Consider the following 20977-nt stretch of genomic DNA (forward strand, 5'->3'; position numbering starts at 1 on the left):
CTTATTGACCCAGCCTTTCCAGCAGGGCTGGAACATGCACCTGATCGGCTTTGTAATTGCCGGTCAGCATATACATCATGATATTGACCCCGACGCGGTAAGAGATTTCCCGCTGATTTTCATCGGGCGGCACGGTCGGCAGCATGGGCACGCCATTGGCGTCGATAGCCCAGGCGGAGAGAAAATCATTGCCGGTGATGATGATCGGCGACACGCCGTCGCCGCCTGATGTCAAGCCGTTCTGGCTGGCGCGGGCCTCCTGGCGGGCCTCGACCCACAGCGGGCTGCCCGTATAGCGGCCCGGATAGGTATGCAGCAGATAGAAGGACCGGTTGATCACATGGTCCTTCGGCACCGGCTCTAGCGGCGGAATATCGATATTGGCAAGGATCTGGCGCAGGCGCTCGCCATTGGCGCTGGTCCCGGCGTCTCCTTGCCCACCCATACTGCCCAATTGGTCGCGGGTGTCGAACAGCACGGTGCCACCGGAGCGCATATAGGCGTCGATCCGGCTGATCGCCTCGGCGCTTGGCATCGGTGCGCTGGCCGAAATCGGCCAGAAGATGATCGGGTAAAGCGACAGCTCGTCCTTGGCAATGTCCAGCCCGACCGGCGCGCCCGGCTCCAGCGTGGTGCGATAGGTGAGGAATTCGGTGAGCCCGCTCAGGCCCCGCTCGGAAATGCTATCGACGTCCTGCTCACCGGTTTTCACATAGGCCAGATGGGTGGTATCCAGCCGTTGCAGCAGGATGTCGTCGCCCGGCTTGGCGTCATTGGCAAAGCTGCGGTCCGCAGGCAGCAGGGCCAATGCCGTGGCCAGGACCACGAGAGCACCCGCGCTTTTGGCGATCCGGGCTTTCGGCATCCGGGCAAAGGCGCCGCCCATCAGAAGGACGACCAGGCTGTCGATGATGAACAGCGCCAATGCGATACCCAGCAGCGGCGGCTTCAGCGGTGTGGCACTTGCCCCGGCCAGCGGCTCACGCACCACCGGAACCGTTACGCCCTCGAGGTTTATCGGTTTCAGTTCGGCACCTGCTGGCAGAAGGTTGAGGGCAGAAAATCCATCTTCGGAGCCGTAAAGGCCGGGTGGATTGTCGAATGTGGCGGCAGCCGGGCGCTTAGCCCCCAGCTCCAGTGGCTTTGCATTGCTGGCTTCCGCCGTCAGTCCGCCATGCTCGGTCAGCAGCCGGTAGGGCGGCAGGCTGGCCGCTGCGGCACTGGCATTGCTACCGGTATTGGCCCCGCTGGCATGGGCCAGTTGCACGACCCGGCGCAGCATTTCCACGAAATCGCCTGAGATCGGCAGATTGGACCAACTGGCCTCGGCGCTGACATGGAACAGCACGATGCGCCCGGCACCGCTATCCCGGGCGGTGACCAGCGGTGTGCCATCGGCAAGGCTTGCCCAGGTGCGGCTGGCGAGATCAGGGGTCGGTTCAGCCAGAACCTGCCGCTTGACCAGCACGCCATCGGGTGGCGCCAGTCCGGCAAACGGGCTGGTGGGCGGGAAGGGGGCCAGCGGTTGCGGCTCAGACCACGAGAGTGCGCCGCCCAATTGGCGTTCGCCCTGGCGCAGTGTCACCGGCACCAGCGGATCATCGGCAGGGGCAGCGGCAAGCCTTGGTCCGGCAAAGCGGATCAGCGTGCCACCGCGTTGTAGCCAGCGTTGTAGCTGTTGCTGCACATCCGGCGGCAGGCGGCCAATATCGGCCATGATCAGCGCCGAGGGGTTGTGCTGCAACAACTCGGGAATGGCTCTGGCCAGATCCTTGTCACTGGATTTGATCAGGTCGGCATAGGGTTGCAGCGCCCGCTGGATGTAATAGAGCGGCGAAAGCAGCGGTTGGAATTCGTCATTGGCGTCACCGGCCAGCAGCGCCACCTTACGGCGGCGAAAGCCGTCATCCAACAGCTGGACGGCTCCGGCGGTGCCATAACCGGCAAGGCTCAACCGGGCAAAATCATTGCGCAACTCAAAAGGTGCGGCAATCTCTGCCGTGGCGACGCTTTGCCCGGCGGCAAAACTGGCGGTGCCAGACGCAATCGGTCGGCCCTGCTGGTCCTGCGCATCAACGATAACCTGTTGTGGATCGGCAGACGACAGACGGGTAACTTTGGCAACAAGCTGATCGACACCATTGGTGGCGCCGGTCAGGGCGACACTTGCCTTGCCGTCATCGGTAATCACCCGCAATTCGGCAGGGGAAAGGACGGAGAATTGGCTGCCGATCTGTTCGCTTTCGCTGGCGGCTAAACCATCGCTCAGGAAGGCCAGCGTGCCGGGCTTGGTTCCTTTCAGCCCTGCCGTCAGCGCGGTGAGGGCGCGGTTGCGGTCCGGCGTCAAAGGCCTTGGCCGGGCAGCACTCAGTCTTTCGCGGGCGGTGGCGGCATTGACGGGGACTGCATCCTGGGTCAGGTCGGCGGTCAGCACCAGGGAAATCGGCAGATTACTGCTTTCGGCCTCATCGATCAGGCCGTTTGCCGTCTCGACGCGGCGCTCCCAATCGGTGACGCTGGCCCAGCTGTTGTCGATGACCAGAACCAGCGGACCGCCACCGGCAACCGATGTGCCGCGCGGGTTGAGCACCGGTTCAGCCAAGGCCAGAATGACCAGGGTTGCCATCGCCATGCGCAGCAGCGTCAGCCACCAGGGGCTTCGGGCCGGGGTTTCCTCCCGCTTCAATACACGAGCGAGAATGCGCAGCGGGGGAAAGATCTCCATCTGCGGGCGCGGCGGCGTCAGTTTCAGCAGGAACCAGATGGCTGGCAGCACGACGAGTGCGCCGAGCAGGGCAGGACTGGCAAAGGCAAGCGGAAGACCACCCATTACGCGCCTCCACGATGCGAAAGCTGCGGCGCGCCCGACAGATGCATATGCACCTTGACCAGTGCTTCGGAGGCCAGCCGGTCGGTGAGATGCGGAGTAAAGCTCCAGCCTAGCCGCCGCAATTCTTCGCTCAGGGCTTCACGGCGCAGGAAATAGGCGCGGCGATAGTCTTCCCTGATGCCTTCGGCGCGGCCCGATACCAGTTTTTCGCCGGTTTCCGGGTCGGTAAATTCGGTGCGGCCCGCATAGGGAAACAGTTCTTCCGCGGGATCGGCAACCTCGATGACATGGCCGCGCAACCCGCGCCGCGCCAGCGGTGCAATGCCCGCCATGATCGCATCGGGATCGTCGAGAAAATCACCGATCAGCACAATATCGCTGGCATTGCGGATCATGGCGGTATCGGGAAGGCCCTGATTGGGCAGGCCGCTCAGGTCCGGCGCATGGATCAGCGCTGCCGCCAGCCGCTCGGAAGCGTTGCGGGCGGAAATAGGTTCCATGATGCCGGGGCAGCCGATGCGCTCGCCGGAGCGCGCCAGCACTTCGGCCAGCGCCAGCATCAGCACCAGCGCCCGGCTTTCCTTGGAAACGCTGCCGAAGCGGGATTTATACATCATCGAGGGCGACAGATCGGCCCAGAGCCAGATCGTGTGGGCCGCTTCCCATTCGCGGTCGCGGATGTAGAGATGATCGTCGCGGGCCGAACGACGCCAGTCGATTCCGGCCAGGCTTTCGCCCTCGGCATAGGGACGGAACTGCCAGAAATTTTCGCCGATGCCGCGCTTTCTGCGGCCATGCCAGCCGGAAATCACCGTATTGGCGATGCGCTTGGCTTCCACCATGCAATCGGGAATGAGGGCAGCGCGTTGGCGGGCGCGGGCCAGAACATCTCCGGTCGGGGTTTTCTCGACGATCCGTCCGTCGACGGCCCCTCTCATCGCTTCTGGTGCAAATGCTGCCAAAACGCTACCGCTCCCTCACGCTTTGTTTTGCTTGAGCAGGGCGGCGATCACGTCACGCACCGCCATGCCTTCGGCACGGGCCGCAAAGGTCAAGGCCATGCGGTGCTGAAGCACCGGTTCGGCCAGCGCATGCACATCGTCGATCGAGGGCGCAAGACGGCCTTCGTAAAGCGCACGGGCGCGAGCGCAGAGCATCAAGGCCTGTCCGGCGCGCGGACCTGGACCCCAGGCGACATGCTTGTCGGTTTCCGTATGACCTTGGCCGGGCCGGGCGGCGCGCACCAGCGACAGAATGGCATCGACCACGCTATCAGGCACCGGCATCTGGCGGATCAGCCGCTGGATGTCGAGCAGGCGCGGCGCATCGAGCACGGCACTGGCATGGCTATCACTGACCCCTGTTGTGTCGAGCAGGATCTGCCGTTCTGCGGCCAGATCGGGGTAGCCGACATCGACCTGCAACAGAAAACGGTCAAGCTGGGCTTCCGGCAGCGGATAGGTGCCTTCCTGTTCCAGTGGGTTCTGGGTGGCCAGCACATGGAAAGGCGCGGGCAGGTCATAGCGCTGACCGGCAATGGTAATGTGGTATTCCTGCATGGATTGCAGCAGGGCGGATTGGGTGCGCGGGCTCGCCCGGTTGATTTCGTCGGCCATCAGCAATTGTGCAAACACCGGACCCTTGACGAAGCGGAAGGAGCGGCGGCCATGCTCGTCCTGGTCCATCACCTCGGTACCGAGAATGTCTGACGGCATCAGGTCGGGGGTGAACTGGATGCGGTTGGCGTCCAGCCCCAGCACGGTGCCGAGTGTGGTGACCAGCTTGGTCTTGGCCAGGCCCGGCACGCCGACCAGCAGCGCATGGCCACCGGAGAGAATGGCGAGCAGGGTGTTTTCCACCACCTTTTCCTGCCCGAAAATCACCTTGGAGACCTCGGCGCGCACGCTGGCAATTTCGGCCAGGGCCTGTTCAGCCTGAGCGACGATGGCTTTCTCATCGAGCGCGGTGTCCGTGGTGTTGATCATGCCCATGGCGGTCTCCGTTGGCTCATATCGTCATTGGTAGGTAAGGCAGGCCTGTGCCGATTGCCAGAAGAATCGATCAATACGTGTATCGGCACAGTTTATCTAACTTATTCCCCGTGAGGCGGCTGACAAGCGGGTTTCAAATGACTATCTCGTGTCCGATATCTCATAAGGTTAAAACCGGGACGCAAACATGGCAGGCGACGAAAACAATGAAGCGGGCGATGCGGCTGGATTGGCCGCAATGATTGCCCGCGCCGCCGACCAGACGGCAGGGGGCAAGCCCGGCCTTCCACCGGTCGAGCGCTGGAACCCGCCCTTTTGCGGCGATATCGACATGGAAATCCTGGCCGATGGCAGTTGGTTCTATCTCGGCACGCCGATTGGCCGCGCGCCTTTGGTGCGATTGTTTTCAACCGTGCTGCGCAAGGACGAGGATGGGAAAACCTATCTGGTCACGCCTGTGGAAAAACTGGGGATCAAGGTCGCAGACGCCCATTTCGTCGCCGTGGAAATGACTGTTGGCGCAAGAGATGGGGCGCCACTGTTGACCTTTCGCACCAATGTCGGTGATCTGGTCGAGGCTGGGCCTGAGCATCCATTGAGGTTTGTGATCGAGGGCGAACACCAGCAATTGAAGCCTTATCTTGCGGTGCGCGGACGGCTGGAGGCGTTGGTATCGCGTGCCGTGACCTATGAGCTGATGGCGCTGGGCGAGGTGATCGATATCGATGGGCAGGCGATGTTTGCCATCCGCTCCGGTGGTGAGACATTTGCCGTGATGCCAGCGGCTGATCTGGATGGATTGGCATCATGACGGAAACCGACCGCAACGATCTGACCCTGCCAGGCTTCACCGCCGATGAATTTCGCCGACGGGCTCTCAACCAGAGCGGTGCGCCGCTGGAAACCGCCTGGCGCGACCATGGCGATCACGTGCTGAATACCGATATGCTGTTGAAGCTGGAAGGCCTGCGGCTGAAGGATGCCGCCGTGCTGGTACCGGTGGTGGATGATGGCGACGACGCACGGATCATCTTGACCCAGCGCACCACAACGCTGCGCAAGCATTCGGGTCAGATTGCCTTTCCCGGCGGTGGTATCGATGATGCCGATGCAAGCCCGGAAGCGGCGGCATTGCGTGAGGCGGAAGAGGAAATTGGCCTCGATCCGCGCTTTGTCGAGACAGTCGGACGGTTGCCGCATTATCTCGCAGGCACCGGTTTTCGCATCACGCCGGTGCTGGCGGTGGTGCAGCCGGGATTTCGCCTGACCATCAACCCGGATGAAGTGGCCGATGTGTTCGAGGTGCCGCTATCCTTCCTGATGGACCCGGACAATCACCGCCGAGACAGCAAAGTCTGGGACGGGATTGTCAGGCATTTTTATGTGATGCCCTATGGCGAGCGCCAGATCTGGGGCATTACCGCAGGCATTCTGCGCACGCTTTATGAAAGGCTTTATGCATGACGACGGTTGCGGATCAGCCCTGGTTTCAGGATGCGGCGCTGGCCAAGGTCTTTGCCCTGTTGAACGCCGATGGCGGCGAGGTGCGGGTGGTGGGCGGCGCGGTGCGCAACAGCCTGCTGGGTGAACTGGTTGGCGATATCGATCTGGCCACCACGCTTGTTCCGTCCGAAGTGACGGCCCGGGCCGAGGCGGCAGGCATCAAGGCGGTGCCAACAGGCATTGAGCATGGCACGGTGACGCTGGTGATCGGCGGCAAGCCGTTTGAAGTGACGACGCTGCGGCGCGACATGGAAACCGATGGCCGCCACGCCGAGGTTGCGTTTGGCACCGACTGGCAGGTGGATGCCGAGCGGCGGGATTTCACCATCAATGCGCTCTATGCCACGGTGTCCGGCGAGGTGATCGATCCGGTCGGCGGGCTGGCGGATCTTGAAACTGGCACGCTGCGGTTCATTGGCGATGCCCGTTTGCGGATTGCCGAGGATTATCTGCGGGTGCTGCGCTTCTTCCGGTTTTTTGCCTGGTATGGACGCGGACGCCCGGATGCCGATGGCCTGCGGGCCTGTGCGGCAGCGCGTGATGAATTGCATCGGCTGTCTGCCGAGCGGGTCTGGTCGGAGACAAAAAAGCTGCTTTCCGCCAAAGATCCGGGCCGGGCGCTGCTGTGGATGCGCCAATCGGGCGTGTTGACCGCGATCCTGCCGGAAACCGAAAAATGGGGGATTGATGCCATTCCAGGCCTGATCGCCACGGAAGCCGCCCTGAATTGGCAACCGGAGCCCCTGTTACGGCTGGTGGCAATGGTGCCTGATAACCCTGAGAGGATGAAGGGACTGGCCGAGCGGCTGAAACTGTCGCGGGCTGAGGCGGAGTTTTTGCAGCGCTTTGCCACGGCACCGAAGATCAAGGATGATATGGCTGATCTTGCCCTCGACCGGTTGCTCTATCGGCAAGGCAAGCCGGGCATCATCGCGCAGTTGAAACTGTCTTTGGCCGCAGCCCGTGCCAAGGCGGAGGGCGATACGGCCAGCATGGCAGCGTCGGCTCGCTGGTTTCGGCTGTTGCAAAGGGCGCAGGCGTTCGAAAAGCCAGCCTTTCCCATCACCGGCAGTGATGTCCTCGCCGCCGGTCTTGTGCCGGGACCGGAGATTGGTCGCGTGCTGACGACGCTGGAAGACAGCTGGGTTCAGGCCAATTTCACCTTCAGCCGGGAAAAGCTTCTCTCCCGGCTTAAAGAGGCGGTCACACCATCAGGTTGATTGCGATCAGGCGGCCCGGTAACTGTGTTTGTTATCTGCGGTATCGCCGTCGCCTGCATCGGTAATGCGCGCCCGGACATTCTGCACCATATGTTCGCGGATCACGCTTTCTCCGTGCACGAGCCGCATATGCTCGACAGCGCGATGCACCACCTCGGCTTCTTCATTGGCGCGTGTATGCCATTCGCAACCGGGTACGAGACTTCCACATTCAAATTGTTTCATGGTTCTTTCCTCCCGAAGCATTGCTGCGGTGAGGCGTCGTTGGCAACGACCCCTCAAAGGTCAGTGCTTCCTGTTTTATCGTTTTTTCTGAATTGGTCATCGCTCAAACCTCATTCTCATGAGGGTTGAGTAAAAGTTTAACGTTGATGGAAGGGACGGGTTCCATTCCCTTCGCACAGATTGAAAAACGCCAATGATAGTGATGCTGCATCCGTCGAAAACGCATCCTCGGAACAAGTCCGAGGATGCTGAAACAGTCCGTCTGACGGTATGATGCGGCGAAGCCTGTTCATCCGTTCAGGGAGTGCGTTTGGTGTGATCCACTTATTCCGCTGGCATGGCCCAGGCGTAAAACACCGAGCTTGGGCCATGGACAGCGTTTTTGCTGACCATTTTATGGGCGTCGTTGGTGCGATGTTCGCGGCCATGAAGGCCGGCAAGCCGCAATTTTGCCTGTTCGACAAAGTAGCAATGCGGCAGATTGGCATCGCTGGACGCTTTCAGGTCATGCGCCATGCGATCGATGAGTTCCGCTGTGTCGATCAGGCGGTCGCGACCGGTCCGATCTGCGGAATTCGTCATGTCCGTGGGAATAGTCATGCTGTGCGTAGCCATTGCAATCCTCCTCCTCATTCCATAGGCGACAGGATAACACGGGAACGCGACATGCTAACGTTAATTTTCGATTAATGGGCCTGTATTGCAGTTTTTGTTAATCAAGAAAATATGAATTGAACGTTATCGCAGCAAAAGCCCCTATAATTATGGGGTTTCTGCTGCGATCAGACCCATTCTGAAGCAGATTTCTGCCTCAAGGCCAGCGGACGAGGGGCGGAAGCGACGACAAAATCGATTCGACATTACCGCCGGTCTTCAGGCCAAAGATCGTGCCCCGGTCATAGAGCAGATTGAACTCAACGTAGCGGCCTCGGCGCACCAGCTGTTCTTCCCGGTCTTCATCTGTCCATGGCGTGTTGAAGTTGCGACGAACCAGATCCGGGTAGACGGAGGCGAACTTGCGGCCGACATCCTGCACGAAGGCGAAATTGGCGGCCCAGAGATCGAATTTTTCCCCGGCATGCAGCCAGTCGAAGAAAATTCCGCCGATGCCACGCGGTTCCTGGCGGTGCGGGAGGAAGAAATATTCCTCGCACCAGGCTTTGTAATGCGGATAATCGGCAATGTCAGGATGGGCGGAACAGGCGGCTTCGAGCGCGGCATGGAAGGCCACCGTGTCGGCATCCTCCTGGGTCCGGCGCCGATCCAGCACCGGTGTCAGGTCCGCCCCGCCACCGAACCATTGGCTGGTGGTGACCACCATGCGGGTGTTCATATGCACAGCCGGGACATGCGGATTGCAGGGATGGGCGATCAGCGAAATGCCCGACGCCCAGAACCGTGGATCTTCTTCGGCACCCGGCATCTGCTTGCGAAATTCCGGCGAAAATTCGCCATGCACCGTGGAGGTATGAACGCCGACCTTCTCAAACACCCGGCCATTCATCATCGACATGCGTCCACCGCCGCCAAGTCCTTCTTCGCGCTGCCAGTCCTTTGGCACAAAGCGTCCGGGTTCGCGCTCGCTCAAGGGGCCGGTTAATTCGTCTTCCAGCGCCTCGAAAGACCGGCAGATCTGGTCACGAAGGCTTTCGAACCAGGCGCGGGCGGTGGCTTTTTTCGCCTCGATATCCTCAGGCAGGCCTTTGGGCAGAATGGGCCGTTGCATATGCTCTCCCTGTCGCCGCTTTCATCAGATCCCGGCGCGTTGATCGAAGCACGGTGACTATCAGATCCAGCTCGGTTGTGCCATCGCCGCCAAACCTCCTGATACTGGAAAAACCATCGCGCATGGCTTATCATCGGGTCTCGAAAGGCCGGGTCTAGAAAGGCCGGGTCTCGAAAGGATTGTCACCATGACAGCAAAACGTCCTCTTCCGCCGCTCGACGGACTGAAACGGCAGATTGCCCGCCACCGTGATCGACAGACAAAAGACCGGGGCCAGGGGATACGGGATACCTCGCCCTTCATTCGGGAAACCTTTCGCCTCAACCGGGAAGAGGCCCGCGCCAAGGCACGCGAATGGTTCGATGCCTTTCCCAAGGCCGCCTACTGGACCGAAGTGGAAAGCTGGCGGCAATTGGAGGGCGATGCCATCGAGTTCACCATGCGGCGCCTGTCGTCTGCGGATTGAGGCGTGGCCTGATCCGGCGTGCTTCTCAGCAGCCTGGCGTTGAATATTTCTTAATCGTTAAAATTGCAGTCTTTGCCGAAAGGTGATGGAAACAACTCATAGATTATAAATCCCTTACATTGTGGGGTATTTTTCTTCAAAGCGCCATTCGCGCGTTTTAAAGCCCACGACGTTAAAGGGGGCAGCATGGATTCCGTATCGATCAATGCCACGTCTGCATCGGCCCTGTCTCTTCTGAGCGGGTCTTCGAAGGCGCTTGAAGCGACCCAGACCAAGGTTGCAACAGGCAAGAAGGTCGATGACGCCTCTGATGACGCCGCCTATTGGTCGATTGCCACGACGATGAAATCCGACAGCCTGTCGCTGTCGAGCGCCGAGGACGCCACGGCGCTGTCGGCTGCCGTCTCCGACACCGCAGCCCTTGGGCTGGAGCAGGCGACGGGACTTGTTTCCGACATCCAGGCCAAGCTGATAGCCTCCAAGGCAGCCGGTGCCAACAAGGGGGCGATCAATGATGAGATCAGCCAGCTCAAGGACCAACTTTCGACCGTAACGCAGTCCTCAAGCTTCAACGGCCAGAACTGGCTGGCGCTCGACAGCAACCAGTCGCCGAAAGTGACCTCGATGATATCCTCGGTCGGCACTGATGGCAGCGGTAATCTGGCCGTTAATGTCACCAATTTTGACACGGCACAAAGCGTGCTGACCAGCAAAAACGATGCGAGCGACGGCATTCTGACGCGCTCGACGCTGACCATTGGCTCCGATGGCAGCGCCAGCGAATATTATCTGATGAATGTCGGTTCCCAGACACCGGCTGCACCGACTGCTGCGGAAATCGCCATTTCGGATGATACCTCGAATGCGCAGATCGATGCGATGATCGGTGCCACCCAATCCATCCTTTCCAGCATGACCGATGCCAGCGCCGCCGTCGGCGCCACCCAAAACCGGATCTCCAACAGTTCCGATTTGATGAAGGATCTACAGGATACCGCCACGATCAGCATTGGCCGCTTGACCGATGCCGATATGGAAGAGGAAGCCACCAAGCTTTCTGCGCAAAGCGTTCAATCCCAGTTGCAGACGGCCACCCTCAGCATTGCCAACAGCCAGCAGAAGAGCCTGGCACAGCTGTTTATGTGACAGCTGTGCCAAGGTGATGGCGACGTCGCACCGTCTAAATATGCCTTACCGCTTGCGTGATCTGTTGCGCTTGCGGGTATTGCCTGGTTGGCCGAAGCCTTGCTTAACGGGGCTTTGCTGAACGGTTGGGGGCGTATCGGCAACAGCGACAAGCTCGGAAATCGTTTGGGCAGACGCTTCGGGGGCCAGTTCGTCAGGAGCCAGTATCTGCGCAGTTTCGACCTTGTCTTCGTGCGTGACCGGCTCGGACAGCGGCGCATCGGCAGGCTGCTGCGGGATGACATCGTGCGTGTTGTCAGCCGCCGCCGCGTCGACGGGTTCGGCAGATATTTCCGGCTCCGGTTCCAATGAAACCGGCTCCTCAACGATAACTCTCTCATCATCGTGTCTGTCATTGTCGTTCATAGCACTGTTTTGGGCACTGGCTTGTGCACTGGCCTGGACGGGCGTTTCGCTGGCTTGCGTCACCGCAGGGGGAACGACCAGAGCCAGAAGCGACGGAATTGCATGTTCCGACGGTGCGTCTGTGCTTGCCGTGTCCAAGGCAGTGGCGGGGGACGCGGACAGCGCCTGCGCCAAAAGATCGGCGATTTTCAGCGTGCCCGGCAGGGATGTGTTGGTCGAATGGCCAGCGCGTGCGACGCGGACACTATTGGTCATCGGAGCTGTGGCATTCAATTCGCCGTACCAGTCGAGTTCACCGATGATCGCCAAGGGTGGCGAAAATGGCGCAGGCAACGCGACGCGGGTGCTGAAGGTGATGATCTGTAGCCGCTCTGCCAGGATGGGAAGCCGTTCGGGTGCTTCTTTTTCAATGGCGTTCAGCGCTTCAGCGACGATCTGGTTGCCCTTGGAATGGCCGGTGACAAGGTTGAACCGCAGGTCCGGGTGGCACAGCAGCGCCTGAACCGTGTCGGCATCGAGACTGGTGCGACGCGGCGGTTGCGATATTTTCGGGCGGCGCTGATAGGCGCCGAATTGCGGACGTCCGACCAGATCGTCGATCATCTCGAAATTGCGGCGCAGAAAGCCCAGCGGGCCAAAGAAGAAGGCGCCACCCAGGGCCTCCGCAACCACATCGCCCAGTCCATAGCCGGACACCACCGCGCAGACCGGTGCCTCGATGGCGTCGGCGACATTGCGGGCAAAGGCAGCAGCCCCAGCGGCGGAGCCGCCAATGCCCGCCACCGCCATGGCCCGGACCTCGCGGCCACCGCGCAGCAGATATTCATCCACCGTTTCGCACAGCGTCAGCATGCCCTGGCCGGTGGGCGGCACGATCATGATCAGCCCTTCGGCGGCCAATGCGTCGCTGATATAGAAGGCCTCGTCCGAGGTCAGCGCCCGGATGTCGTAATAGAGCGCATCGAGGCTGCTGTTGCGCAACCGCCAGGGCTCCAACGCGGCATTGCGCAAGGGCCGCTTTTGCAGCCTTTCCGGCAGCGAAAGCGACCGGGCAAATTGGGTCAAGCCAAAGGTGAAGGCTGTCTCGAACATTGGTCTTCTCCCATGTGTTTTGTTGCGTTGCAACTTATGGGCGCGCAATTCGATTAGCAACTGTTACTTTATTTTTTTTGCACTAACGAAAAGACGGTATTCGTCCATCATTGCAAATCCAACCCAGCATAGCACAGGCTGGACCCGCTGGCTTTGTGCAAAGCCAAATTTCCATGCACATGTCTGTGTGGTGTTTATCGCGATGAAAACGAGGCGAGCCGCGGTATTCCGCTGGTTCAGCGCCGCGTCTGGCGTAGCGCCTCACCGGCGATCATGGCCGCCGACATCGCGACATTGATGGAGCGCTGGCCCTCGACCATCGGGATCAGGATGCGGGCATCGGCGCCGTCATGGACATGGTCGGGCACGCCAGCGCTTTCGCGGCCAAACAGCAGGATATCGTCGGGTTGGAAGGCAAGTTCGGTATAGGGCATGGCCGCCTTGGTGGAGGCCAGAACCAGCCTGCGCGCACTGTCCTTGCGCCAATCCTCAAATTGCGCCCAGTTGACATGCCGGGTGAGGGTAACGGCGGCGAGATAGTCCATTCCCGCCCGCTTCAGATTGCGGTCCGACAGGTCGAAACCGGCAGGCTCGATAATATCGACACCCAGGCCCAGGCAGGCGGCGAGCCGCAGGATCGTGCCGGTATTGCCGGGAATATCCGGCTGGTAAAGGGCGATGCGGAGCGTGGAGGGGGAGACGCCGGGGATGCTATTGGTCATGGCGTTTGAATACCGGCTTCGCTGCGGCCTGTCTGTTGTCGATGGGCAACAGTGCGACCGCAAAACAGGGTGCCGTTCCGATTGCGACTTTTCAATTTCCCGCTGCGTCTTTATTGAAAGTGCATCTTTACTCGAGACAGGGAGGCACGCATGACCGATATCCACTGGATGCGCCATCCCGCTGCACGAATTCTCCGTCAGCGCTGAGCCCTCTCGACTTTTCCTTAACCTGTCGAAACGCCATCGCCTGAACTGTGCTCTTGCCCGAACTGCGCTCTTGCAAGAGGCGATGTCTTTCTCAATCCCATGGCTGATTTCGCCTGAACCTTTGCAGTCAGGCGGTCATGCCGCCAATCGGCTGGCCCTTTCGCGGTTGGCCGCCGTTTACCGATTGAGCTTGCCATATCCCGGTTGCTTTGCCGCGATACGCGCTATATCGGTCCGGCAAGCTGATGGAGACTGAAGATGTTTACCTGGTTCGAACGCCAACTCAATCCCTATCCGGCCGAGCAACCCAGCCTGCCGCCCAAGGGTCTGTTCCGCTTCATCTGGCATTATACCAGGCCCGCTGCCGGCTGGCTGGCGCTGATGGCCGTGCTGGTGATGCTGATTGCGGTGGGCGAGGTGATGCTCTTCCAGTTTCTCGGCGATATCGTCACCTGGCTCTCCCATGCCAACCGCGATACGTTCCTGCAAACCGAAGGCTGGCGGCTGGTGGGCATGGGCGCCTTGGTCCTGGTGTTTCTGCCGGGCATTGCCACGATCAATTCGCTGATCGTGCATCAGACGCTGCTGGGCAATTTCCCGATGATCGCCCGCTGGCAGATGCATCGCTTCCTGCTCAACCATTCCATGACGTTTTTCGCCAACGAGTTTTCTGGCCGGGTCTCGACCAAGGTCATGCAGACCTCGCTGGCGGTGCGCGAAACCGTGGTCAAGGTGCTGGATGTCTTCGTCTACGTCATCACCTATTTCATCTCGATGCTGGTGGTGATCGCCTCTGCCGACCTGCGCCTGCTGGTGCCGATGCTGGTCTGGCTCGGCATCTATATCTCGATTGTCACCTATTACGTGCCCAGGCTGCGCAAGATCGCCGCACTCCAGGCCGATACCCGCTCGACCATGACCGGGCGGATCGTCGATAGCTATACCAATATCGCCACGGTCAAGCTGTTCTCCCACACCAGGCGGGAGGAGGACTATGCCAAGGGCGCCATGGACGAATTCCTGCAATCCGTGCATGCGCAGATGCGCAAGGTGACACTGTTTCAGGTTCTGGTCTATCTCAATAATTGCACGGTCATCTTCATGATCGGCGCGCTGTCCGTCTGGCTGTGGCTGACGGCCTCCATCCAGGTCGGCGCCATCGCCATTGCCATCGGGCTTGCCATGCGGGTCAACAGCATGTCGCAATGGGTGATGTGGGAAGTGTCGGCGCTGTTTGAAAATATCGGCACCGTCTATGACGGCATGGAGATGATGACCAAGCCCCATGACATTACCGACAAGCCCGATGCCAAGCCACTGACCGTGCCCAAGGGCGAGATTGTCTATGACAAGGTTCGCTTCCACTATGGAAAGACGCGCGGCGTGATCGACGATTTCTCGCTGACCATAAAGGCTGGCGAAAAGGTCGGGCTTGTTGGCCGTTCCGGCGCTGGCAAGACGACCCTGATGAACCTGCTGCTGCGATTCTATGATGTCGAAAAGGGCCACGTCACCATCGACGGGCAGGATATCGGGGCCGTGACCCAGGATAGCCTGCGGGGCCAGATCGGCGTCGTCACTCAGGATACCTCGCTGCTGCACCGGTCGATCCGTGACAATATTGCCTATGGTCGCCCGGATGCCAGCGATGCCGAAGTGGTCGAGGCGGCAAAACGCGCCAATGCCTGGGACTTCATCGAGAACCTGGTCGACATGCAGGGCCGGGTCGGACTGGATGCGCAGGTGGGTGAACGGGGCGTGAAACTATCCGGCGGTCAGCGTCAGCGGATTGCCATCGCCCGGGTCTTCCTGAAAAACGCGCCGATCCTGGTGCTGGATGAGGCGACCTCGGCGCTTGACTCTGAGGTAGAGGCCGCCATTCAGGAGAGCCTGTTTGCGCTGATGGAGGGCAAGACAGTGATCGCCATCGCCCATCGTCTCTCGACCTTGACCGAAATGGACCGTCTGGTGGTGCTGGACAAGGGCCGGATCATCGAGACCGGCACCCATCATCAACTCGCCAACCATGGCGGCGTCTATGCCGATCTGTGGAACCGCCAGTCGGGTGGGTTCTTGGGAGACGAGGCCACCGAAGTGCAGGAAACGGCGGCGGAGTGATCCGCCGCCATTGTTTGCTGGCAGCCGCTCTCTCATTTCCGACGTCATGCTCGGCATTGTGTCGAGCATCTGATACCACTGCTGTCTTGAATGAAGGTGATGGTATGGATCTGGCGGCAGATCCTGGTTGAAAAGCTATACGGGCCTATAACGGCTTTCGGAAGAAGACGACGCGCTGTGTCTCCTCAAAGCCCAAAGCGGTATGGAGCGCATGGCTGGCTGAATTGTCTAGCGGCGCGTCAGAGCCAAATTCAACACATCCAAGCGACTTTCCCCATTCGGCAACGGCATTGCAAAGCACTCCTGCAATCCCTTGTCGCCTCTCAGCGGGCCGGACGTAAATCCCTTCGAGGAATAGAACGGGCGAACTGCTGCATCCATTCACATAATCATGTCGCAAACTGGCCTCAGCAAAGCCGACCGCTTCATTCGCGGTGTCTCGGACGATAAACGCGATGGCTTTTCCACTTTGCGAGAGAAACGTTCGGCCCAATTCAGCGCGATGATCTTCAAGTGTGTGATGCGGCCAGAGCGCGGTACGAAGCTGCGCCCACGGCTCAACATCTTTTATCGTCCCAATCTCAACAATCAACTTCATATTGGGGTTCCCTTCAGGGCGCTTTCGGCTCGGCGTTCTAGTGTCACGGCAACCAGGGTGTTACCATCCTGATCACGCAAATATAACCGGCCAATCGACATCAGCACCTTTGTCCCGGTCCGCAATAGCCCTAACTTGCGATAGAACCGACTCGTCCCGTTCGGCTCTATCGAGGTCCCGCCCCATGCTGATTGCCGCCGTCATCCGCCTGTTCGAACGCTGGGTCGATCCCTTTACCGAGCGTGCGGATCTTTGCCCGCCGCGTGGCACCACGGCTTTCGTGTGGTTTTACGTGCGCCAAGCCAAGTGGGCATTTTTTGCCATGGCTATATTTGGTGGCGCGGTGGCAGTCATGGAAGCCAGCATGTTCTGGTTTGTCGGGCGGCTGGTGGATCTGATCGATACCGTCCCCAAAGCCGCAGGCTGGCAGGGGCTGCTCGGTGCGCATGGGCTTGAACTGCTGGGCATTGCCGCCGTTGTCGTCTTCGTGCGATTTGCGGTGATCACGCTGAGCGCGCTGGTCGAAGAACAGGTCGTGGTGCTGAATTTTCTCAATCTGGTGCGTTGGCAAAGCCATGTGCATGTCGCGCGCCAATCGCTGAACTTCTTCCATAATGATTTTGCCGGGCGGATTGCCACCAAGGTCTGGGCAGGCGGGCAGGCGACGGGCGATCTTCTGACGTCGCTGTTGCAGGTCGCCTGGTTCATGGTGATCTATACGATTTCCACCATGGCGCTGCTGGCGCAACTGGACTGGGTGCTGGCGGCGATCATTGCCGTCTGGGTGCTGGTTTTCGCGGTGCTGGCCCGCTATTTCGTGCCGCGCATCCGCCGCCATGCCCGCGACACAGCCGAAGCAGGTTCGGCGCTGACCGGCAGGCTGGTCGACAGCTATGCGAATATCCAGACCCTGAAACTGTTTGCCCGTGAGCGGCAGAACGACCACTACATCCGCGCCGGCTTCGAGCGGTTTCAGGCGGCGCAAGCGCCCTTTACCCGGCTGATCACAGGGGTGCGCGCCTCGCTGGCGCTGCTGTCGGGGGGCATGATCCTGATGATTGCCGCCGTCTGTATTGATCGCTGGTTTTCAGGGGCGATGACGGCGGGTGGCATGGCGTTTACCCTTGGCCTCGTGCTGCGCCTCAGCATGCTGTTGAACCGGATGATGACCCAGTTGAACGGTATGATGCGCAATATCGGCACGATCCAGAACGCCGCCGAGATGATTTCCCAGCCCATCGGCCTGAAGGACCGGCCCGATGCCAAGGTGCTCACTGTCACCGGCCCGGAAATCCGCTTTGAGGATGTGTCCTTCCACTATGGCAAGCAGAAGGGCGCCATCGACCATCTGTCGCTGACCATCAAGCCCGGCGAGAAGGTTGGCATTGTCGGACGCTCCGGGGCTGGCAAAACCACGCTGGTCAACCTTCTGCTGCGGTTCTACGATGTCGAGGGCGGTGCGATCCGCATCGATGGCCAGGATCTGCGCGAGGTGACGCAGGAAAGCCTGCGGGGCAAGATCGGCATGGTGACGCAGGATACAGCCCTGCTGCATCGCTCGATCCGTGACAACATCCTGTTTGGCCGCGATGAGGCGAGCGAAGAGCAGTTGCGCGCCGCCGCCGACCAGGCCGAGGCGCTGGGCTTTATCGAAAAACTGGTCGATCAGCGCGGACGAACCGGCTTTGACGTGCATGTCGGCGAGCGCGGCGTGAAACTTTCCGGCGGCCAGCGCCAGCGGATCGCCATCGCCCGGGTGATGCTGAAAGATGCCCCGATCCTGGTGCTGGATGAGGCAACCTCGGCGCTCGATTCGGAAGTGGAAGCCGCCATCCAGTCCAATCTGGAACAGCTGATGACCGGCAAAACCGTGCTCGCCATCGCCCACCGCCTCTCCACCATCGCCAGCCTCGACCGCCTCGTGGTGATCGACCAGGGCTGGATCATCGAAGAGGGTAGCCATGACGAGCTGGTGGAGCGGGGCGGGCTCTACGCCGAGCTTTGGGCGCGCCAATCGGGGGGATTTATTGGCGGCGAGGAGCAGGACCGGGCGGCGGAATAGGGTGGCCTCGTCATTGCCTTCCAGGGGTGTCCGCTTTACGCTCAGCGCTATCTATAGATAGCGTGTTCGTAATACGAATATTACGCCGAATGAATCAGGCTGGTCCATGTATGAGATGACGAAAACGAAGGGGTCTTTCACGAAAATGAGGACGCTTCGCTGGAGGCTGGCGATTACCTTTTTAAAGATCGTTTTCCGCAAGGAAGAAAGACTAATCTACTCTCTCAAGGCGCTTGGAATGAGTGATCTCTACTGCGTGCGGGCTCTCGAATTCGGTTATCATCTGGACAATTACTCGGCGAGCATGCTGATCGGCAAGTTCATTGCTAATCCATTTACTGAACCTAAAATCTGAGCCGTCCTTCCGGGTCGCAGTTCATTATTCCGCAGTGCCTTTCAACAAGCCAATAGAACTATTAGGCCTCACCCCTTCGGCAGCAGCAGATCGGTGATCAGTCCATAATGGTTGGAGCCGAAATTCGAGGGAATGCGTGACAGCTTCGCTGCCATCAGCGGGCTGCGGATGAAAATATGGTCGATCGGCACGCCGAGGGCGCCGCCGATGATTGGCCAGGTGGCGGGCTCGAACCCGGTCGTGGTCATGCTGGTGACTTTCAGCAGTTTCTGCATGTCGGGCGCCAGCGTCGAGGCGTTGAAATCGCCGGCCAGCAGGAGAGGGCCATCGATGCCGCTCAAGACATCGCCCAGCTCTCCCAGTTCCTCCATGTGATAGCCGTCGAAATAGGGCTTGCTCAAATGGGCAGCGGCCAGATGCAAGGCGGTGCCGCCGACGTGGATTTTCGCCATGGCGAACCGGTCGCGCCTGAGATCGCTGAGATTGCCGACATAGATCATCTCAAGCGGATATTTCGAGAGGATCATCAGGTCGCAGGTCGGCGTGTGCTCACCGCAGCCGATCCGGTAGGGATAGGTCTTCACCAGCCGGTCGAGATGCAGGGAAACGGGGGCCGCCTCCATCACATAGGCGACATCCGCACCCGATTCGAGAATGTAATCGGTGATCGCACCGCCGTTTTCCAGGTTGTCGCCCAGCACGTTGAAGGACAGGACCCTGAACTGCTGCATGCGCGCCAGATCGATCCGGGGTGTTGGCGGCAGGGTGGCCCAGATCATCCAGACGGCATGACCGGCGATGAACAGTGTGGCGGCCAGAAGGGTCATGGTGAACAGGCCGGGGCGTAGCGCCAGGCAGAACAGCGCCACGAGCAGCATGGACAGCCCGGCGTGAAGCTGGAGGCTATAGATCACCCCTGCACCCCAGAAACTGGTCGTGTAACGCAGGGCAAAGACGCCAAGGGCAAGCACGAGCAGGGTTGCCATGATGTGCAGCAGCATCGATTTCATCTTCTTGCCTTTTGCGGAATTGCAGTGTCATGCAGCCTATAGGGTGTCGACTGCGCTTCTATAACACTTTCTATTTGTTGCATGATTTTATCTTTAAACCGATTCCGGTTGTCGTCCCATGCTTCAATCGCCATGCATACGGCCTGTCAGATGGCACGGAACCTGATTTCCGAAAAGACAATATCCGGCAACCAAGCCTGCACCTTGGGGCTTCATAACGAGACCGCCAGAATCCCGAGGTCAACTCACAACGATCACACATGCAGATCACGAAAATTTTGCAGCGCAACAGTCACTTGCGCATTGCACAAGTCTTGACTTTTTTCAAATCAGGTTTGCAGCGAAAAGCGTGAAAAACAGGGCTCTTCTCGTGTCCTGGCTCTTGATAAAGCGCAAATCCCTGCAATTGCAGGGGAATTTTTATCCCTGGTTTTCCTAAAGTTTTCCGCGACATGTTGCCTCTGATGCGGTTGAACACTGGACAGATTTCACCAGCGCGCATAGAAATTGACTTGGAGGCGGAGAATCCATGGCGATTTTGTGGCGTCATGGATGCCGTCAGGGGGACCGCTGCCGTAGGACCTGCTCGTTGAACGGGTATTGCGGCGGATGAAAAATGATCGAGCGTCCTTTGCGGGTGAGAGTGACCCATGGCGCTCCAACGGTTTGTCGCAGGCGATGCGAAGAGGATGGTTTGACCGTGAGCGAACACAATACACAGACTGAAACTGCGAGCGGAGGCATGGGCGCGGGCGAGCCGACGCGCCGCGACTTCCTTTATCTCGCCACCGGCATGGCGGGCGCAGTTGGCGCCGCGGCTGTGGCCTGGCCCTTTATCGACCAGATGCGGCCCGATGCCTCGACCCTGGCTTTGGCCTCTATCGAGGTCGATGTCTCGGCTCTTCAGCCGGGCATGTCGCTGACGGTGAAGTGGCGTGGCAAGCCGGTCTTCATCCGCAACCGCACCGACAAGGAAGTGGAAGAGGCCAAGGGCGTGCCGATTGCCCAGCTGAAGGACCCGGTGGCGCGCAACGCCAATGCCGGCGACGACGCCCAGGCGACCGATCTTGCCCGCTCGGCGGGGCAAGGCAAGGAAAACTGGATCGTGATGATCGGCTCCTGCACCCATCTCGGCTGCGTACCGCTTGGTCAGGCCGGGGAATATGGCGGGTGGTTCTGTCCCTGTCATGGCTCGGTCTACGATACGGCGGGCCGTATTCGCAAAGGTCCGGCGCCGGAAAACCTGCATATTCCAAATTATGGGTTCGTATCCAATACCGTGATCAAGATCGGCTGAGGGG

Annotated in this window: 20 protein-coding genes; 9 read left to right on the top strand and 11 right to left on the bottom strand. The window is 59.9% G+C overall.

Annotated elements, in window-relative coordinates; all coding sequences use genetic code 11:
• Window position 1: 1 nt before the first annotated feature.
• Genes V6582_RS16225 through V6582_RS16235 form a run of 3 tightly spaced genes read right to left on the bottom strand, consistent with a single transcriptional unit; the run spans window position 2 to window position 4821 of the window.
• Complete coding sequence (locus V6582_RS16225; RefSeq protein WP_156630918.1) at window positions 2-2830, bottom strand: DUF4159 domain-containing protein; 2829 nt, start codon at window positions 2828-2830, stop codon at window positions 2-4.
• Entirely contained in the window at window positions 2830-3768 is a 939-nt protein-coding gene (locus V6582_RS16230; RefSeq protein ID WP_156630919.1) for a DUF58 domain-containing protein, read from the bottom strand. Before V6582_RS16230 ends, V6582_RS16225 begins: the two co-directional genes overlap by 1 nt.
• A gap of 39 nt (window positions 3769-3807) precedes the next feature.
• A complete protein-coding gene (locus V6582_RS16235; RefSeq protein WP_156630920.1) occupies window positions 3808-4821 on the bottom strand; it encodes an AAA family ATPase in 1014 nt (337 codons plus the stop codon).
• Between the two features lie 187 nt (window positions 4822-5008).
• On the opposite strand from V6582_RS16235, the gene V6582_RS16240 reads away from it, so the two are divergent.
• Genes V6582_RS16240 through V6582_RS16250 form a run of 3 tightly spaced genes read left to right on the top strand, consistent with a single transcriptional unit; the run spans window position 5009 to window position 7544 of the window.
• A complete protein-coding gene (locus V6582_RS16240; protein WP_156630921.1) occupies window positions 5009-5632 on the top strand; it encodes a DUF1285 domain-containing protein in 624 nt (207 codons plus the stop codon).
• A complete protein-coding gene (locus V6582_RS16245; RefSeq protein ID WP_156630922.1) occupies window positions 5629-6285 on the top strand; it encodes a CoA pyrophosphatase in 657 nt (218 codons plus the stop codon). Before V6582_RS16240 ends, V6582_RS16245 begins: the two co-directional genes overlap by 4 nt.
• Window positions 6282-7544, top strand: a complete 1263-nt coding sequence (locus tag V6582_RS16250; RefSeq protein ID WP_156630923.1) for a CCA tRNA nucleotidyltransferase — start codon at window positions 6282-6284, stop codon at window positions 7542-7544. The genes V6582_RS16245 and V6582_RS16250 overlap by 4 nt, the downstream gene beginning before the upstream one ends.
• Before the next feature lie 6 nt (window positions 7545-7550).
• Here V6582_RS16250 and V6582_RS16255 read toward each other — a convergent pair whose 3' ends face one another.
• From V6582_RS16255 to hemF, 3 genes are all read right to left on the bottom strand, one after another.
• On the bottom strand, window positions 7551-7769 hold the full coding sequence (locus V6582_RS16255) for a DUF1059 domain-containing protein (RefSeq protein ID WP_156630924.1): 219 nt from the start codon (window positions 7767-7769) through the stop codon (window positions 7551-7553).
• 324 nt (window positions 7770-8093) lie between these two features.
• Window positions 8094-8384 (bottom strand): hypothetical protein, encoded by a 291-nt coding sequence (locus V6582_RS16260; RefSeq protein ID WP_156630925.1) that lies wholly within the window; start codon window positions 8382-8384, stop codon window positions 8094-8096.
• A 196-nt stretch (window positions 8385-8580) separates the two neighbouring features.
• Window positions 8581-9495, bottom strand: a complete 915-nt coding sequence (gene hemF / locus V6582_RS16265) for an oxygen-dependent coproporphyrinogen oxidase (protein WP_156630926.1) — start codon at window positions 9493-9495, stop codon at window positions 8581-8583.
• Window positions 9496-9682: 187 nt separating this feature from the next.
• Here hemF and V6582_RS16270 point away from each other — a divergent pair, with 187 nt between their 5' ends.
• Window positions 9683-9961 carry a hypothetical protein gene (locus tag V6582_RS16270; protein WP_156630927.1) on the top strand — a complete coding sequence of 93 codons (279 nt, stop codon included), beginning with the start codon at window positions 9683-9685 and terminating at the stop codon, window positions 9959-9961.
• A 186-nt stretch (window positions 9962-10147) separates the two neighbouring features.
• Window positions 10148-11107 carry a flagellin gene (locus V6582_RS16275; protein ID WP_156630928.1) on the top strand — a complete coding sequence of 320 codons (960 nt, stop codon included), beginning with the start codon at window positions 10148-10150 and terminating at the stop codon, window positions 11105-11107.
• 45 nt (window positions 11108-11152) lie between these two features.
• Here the strand turns inward: V6582_RS16275 and V6582_RS16280 are convergent, their stop codons facing one another.
• Together V6582_RS16280 and V6582_RS16285 are read right to left on the bottom strand one after the other, a co-directional pair.
• Window positions 11153-12604: a cell envelope biogenesis protein OmpA gene (locus V6582_RS16280; RefSeq protein ID WP_156630929.1), complete on the bottom strand. Its 1452-nt coding sequence runs from the start codon at window positions 12602-12604 to the stop codon at window positions 11153-11155.
• Window positions 12605-12840: 236 nt separating this feature from the next.
• Window positions 12841-13326: a tRNA (cytidine(34)-2'-O)-methyltransferase gene (locus V6582_RS16285; protein ID WP_156630930.1), complete on the bottom strand. Its 486-nt coding sequence runs from the start codon at window positions 13324-13326 to the stop codon at window positions 12841-12843.
• A gap of 465 nt (window positions 13327-13791) precedes the next feature.
• On the opposite strand from V6582_RS16285, the gene V6582_RS16290 reads away from it, so the two are divergent.
• Entirely contained in the window at window positions 13792-15651 is a 1860-nt protein-coding gene (locus tag V6582_RS16290) for an ABC transporter ATP-binding protein (protein WP_156630931.1), read from the top strand.
• A gap of 145 nt (window positions 15652-15796) precedes the next feature.
• Here the strand turns inward: V6582_RS16290 and aac(6') are convergent, their stop codons facing one another.
• Window positions 15797-16249, bottom strand: coding sequence for an aminoglycoside 6'-N-acetyltransferase (aac(6'), locus tag V6582_RS16295; RefSeq protein WP_156630932.1), 453 nt, complete (start codon window positions 16247-16249; stop codon window positions 15797-15799).
• Between the two features lie 184 nt (window positions 16250-16433).
• On the opposite strand from aac(6'), the gene V6582_RS16300 reads away from it, so the two are divergent.
• Complete coding sequence (locus tag V6582_RS16300; protein ID WP_156630933.1) at window positions 16434-18311, top strand: ABC transporter ATP-binding protein; 1878 nt, start codon at window positions 16434-16436, stop codon at window positions 18309-18311.
• Between the two features lie 145 nt (window positions 18312-18456).
• The gene (locus tag V6582_RS16305) at window positions 18457-18666 is read left to right on the top strand and encodes a hypothetical protein (RefSeq protein WP_156630934.1); all 210 of its coding nucleotides are present in this window, start codon (window positions 18457-18459) and stop codon (window positions 18664-18666) included.
• A gap of 68 nt (window positions 18667-18734) precedes the next feature.
• Here the strand turns inward: V6582_RS16305 and V6582_RS16310 are convergent, their stop codons facing one another.
• Complete coding sequence (locus V6582_RS16310; protein ID WP_156630935.1) at window positions 18735-19676, bottom strand: endonuclease/exonuclease/phosphatase family protein; 942 nt, start codon at window positions 19674-19676, stop codon at window positions 18735-18737.
• A gap of 292 nt (window positions 19677-19968) precedes the next feature.
• Window positions 19969-20226: a hypothetical protein gene (locus V6582_RS16315; protein WP_156630936.1), complete on the bottom strand. Its 258-nt coding sequence runs from the start codon at window positions 20224-20226 to the stop codon at window positions 19969-19971.
• A 150-nt stretch (window positions 20227-20376) separates the two neighbouring features.
• On the opposite strand from V6582_RS16315, the gene petA reads away from it, so the two are divergent.
• The gene (gene petA, locus V6582_RS16320) at window positions 20377-20973 is read left to right on the top strand and encodes a ubiquinol-cytochrome c reductase iron-sulfur subunit (RefSeq protein WP_041698135.1); all 597 of its coding nucleotides are present in this window, start codon (window positions 20377-20379) and stop codon (window positions 20971-20973) included.
• Window positions 20974-20977: the final 4 nt, after the last annotated feature.

The sequence above is a fragment of the Agrobacterium vitis genome (assembly GCF_037039395.1).
Taxonomy (GTDB): Bacteria; Pseudomonadota; Alphaproteobacteria; order Rhizobiales; family Rhizobiaceae; genus Allorhizobium; species Allorhizobium vitis_E.

Bases quoted from the DNA above. Each gene is read 5' to 3' on its own strand.
- V6582_RS16225 (WP_156630918.1), bottom strand. From the start codon at position 2,830: ATGGGTGGTCTTCCGCTTGCCTTTGCCAGTCCTGCCCTGCTCGGCGCA.
- hemF (WP_156630926.1), bottom strand. From the start codon at position 9,495: ATGCAACGGCCCATTCTGCCCAAAGGCCTGCCTGAGGATATCGAGGCG.
- V6582_RS16300 (WP_156630933.1), top strand. From the start codon at position 16,434: ATGCTGATTGCCGCCGTCATCCGCCTGTTCGAACGCTGGGTCGATCCC.
- V6582_RS16275 (WP_156630928.1), top strand. From the start codon at position 10,148: ATGGATTCCGTATCGATCAATGCCACGTCTGCATCGGCCCTGTCTCTT.
- V6582_RS16310 (WP_156630935.1), bottom strand. From the start codon at position 19,676: ATGAAATCGATGCTGCTGCACATCATGGCAACCCTGCTCGTGCTTGCC.
- V6582_RS16230 (WP_156630919.1), bottom strand. From the start codon at position 3,768: ATGAGAGGGGCCGTCGACGGACGGATCGTCGAGAAAACCCCGACCGGA.
- V6582_RS16235 (WP_156630920.1), bottom strand. From the start codon at position 4,821: ATGGGCATGATCAACACCACGGACACCGCGCTCGATGAGAAAGCCATC.
- V6582_RS16290 (WP_156630931.1), top strand. From the start codon at position 13,792: ATGTTTACCTGGTTCGAACGCCAACTCAATCCCTATCCGGCCGAGCAA.
- V6582_RS16270 (WP_156630927.1), top strand. From the start codon at position 9,683: ATGACAGCAAAACGTCCTCTTCCGCCGCTCGACGGACTGAAACGGCAG.
- V6582_RS16240 (WP_156630921.1), top strand. From the start codon at position 5,009: ATGGCAGGCGACGAAAACAATGAAGCGGGCGATGCGGCTGGATTGGCC.
- V6582_RS16315 (WP_156630936.1), bottom strand. From the start codon at position 20,226: ATGACGCCACAAAATCGCCATGGATTCTCCGCCTCCAAGTCAATTTCT.
- V6582_RS16280 (WP_156630929.1), bottom strand. From the start codon at position 12,604: ATGTTCGAGACAGCCTTCACCTTTGGCTTGACCCAATTTGCCCGGTCG.
- V6582_RS16285 (WP_156630930.1), bottom strand. From the start codon at position 13,326: ATGACCAATAGCATCCCCGGCGTCTCCCCCTCCACGCTCCGCATCGCC.
- V6582_RS16250 (WP_156630923.1), top strand. From the start codon at position 6,282: ATGACGACGGTTGCGGATCAGCCCTGGTTTCAGGATGCGGCGCTGGCC.
- V6582_RS16260 (WP_156630925.1), bottom strand. From the start codon at position 8,384: ATGGCTACGCACAGCATGACTATTCCCACGGACATGACGAATTCCGCA.
- V6582_RS16305 (WP_156630934.1), top strand. From the start codon at position 18,457: ATGAGGACGCTTCGCTGGAGGCTGGCGATTACCTTTTTAAAGATCGTT.
- V6582_RS16245 (WP_156630922.1), top strand. From the start codon at position 5,629: ATGACGGAAACCGACCGCAACGATCTGACCCTGCCAGGCTTCACCGCC.
- V6582_RS16255 (WP_156630924.1), bottom strand. From the start codon at position 7,769: ATGAAACAATTTGAATGTGGAAGTCTCGTACCCGGTTGCGAATGGCAT.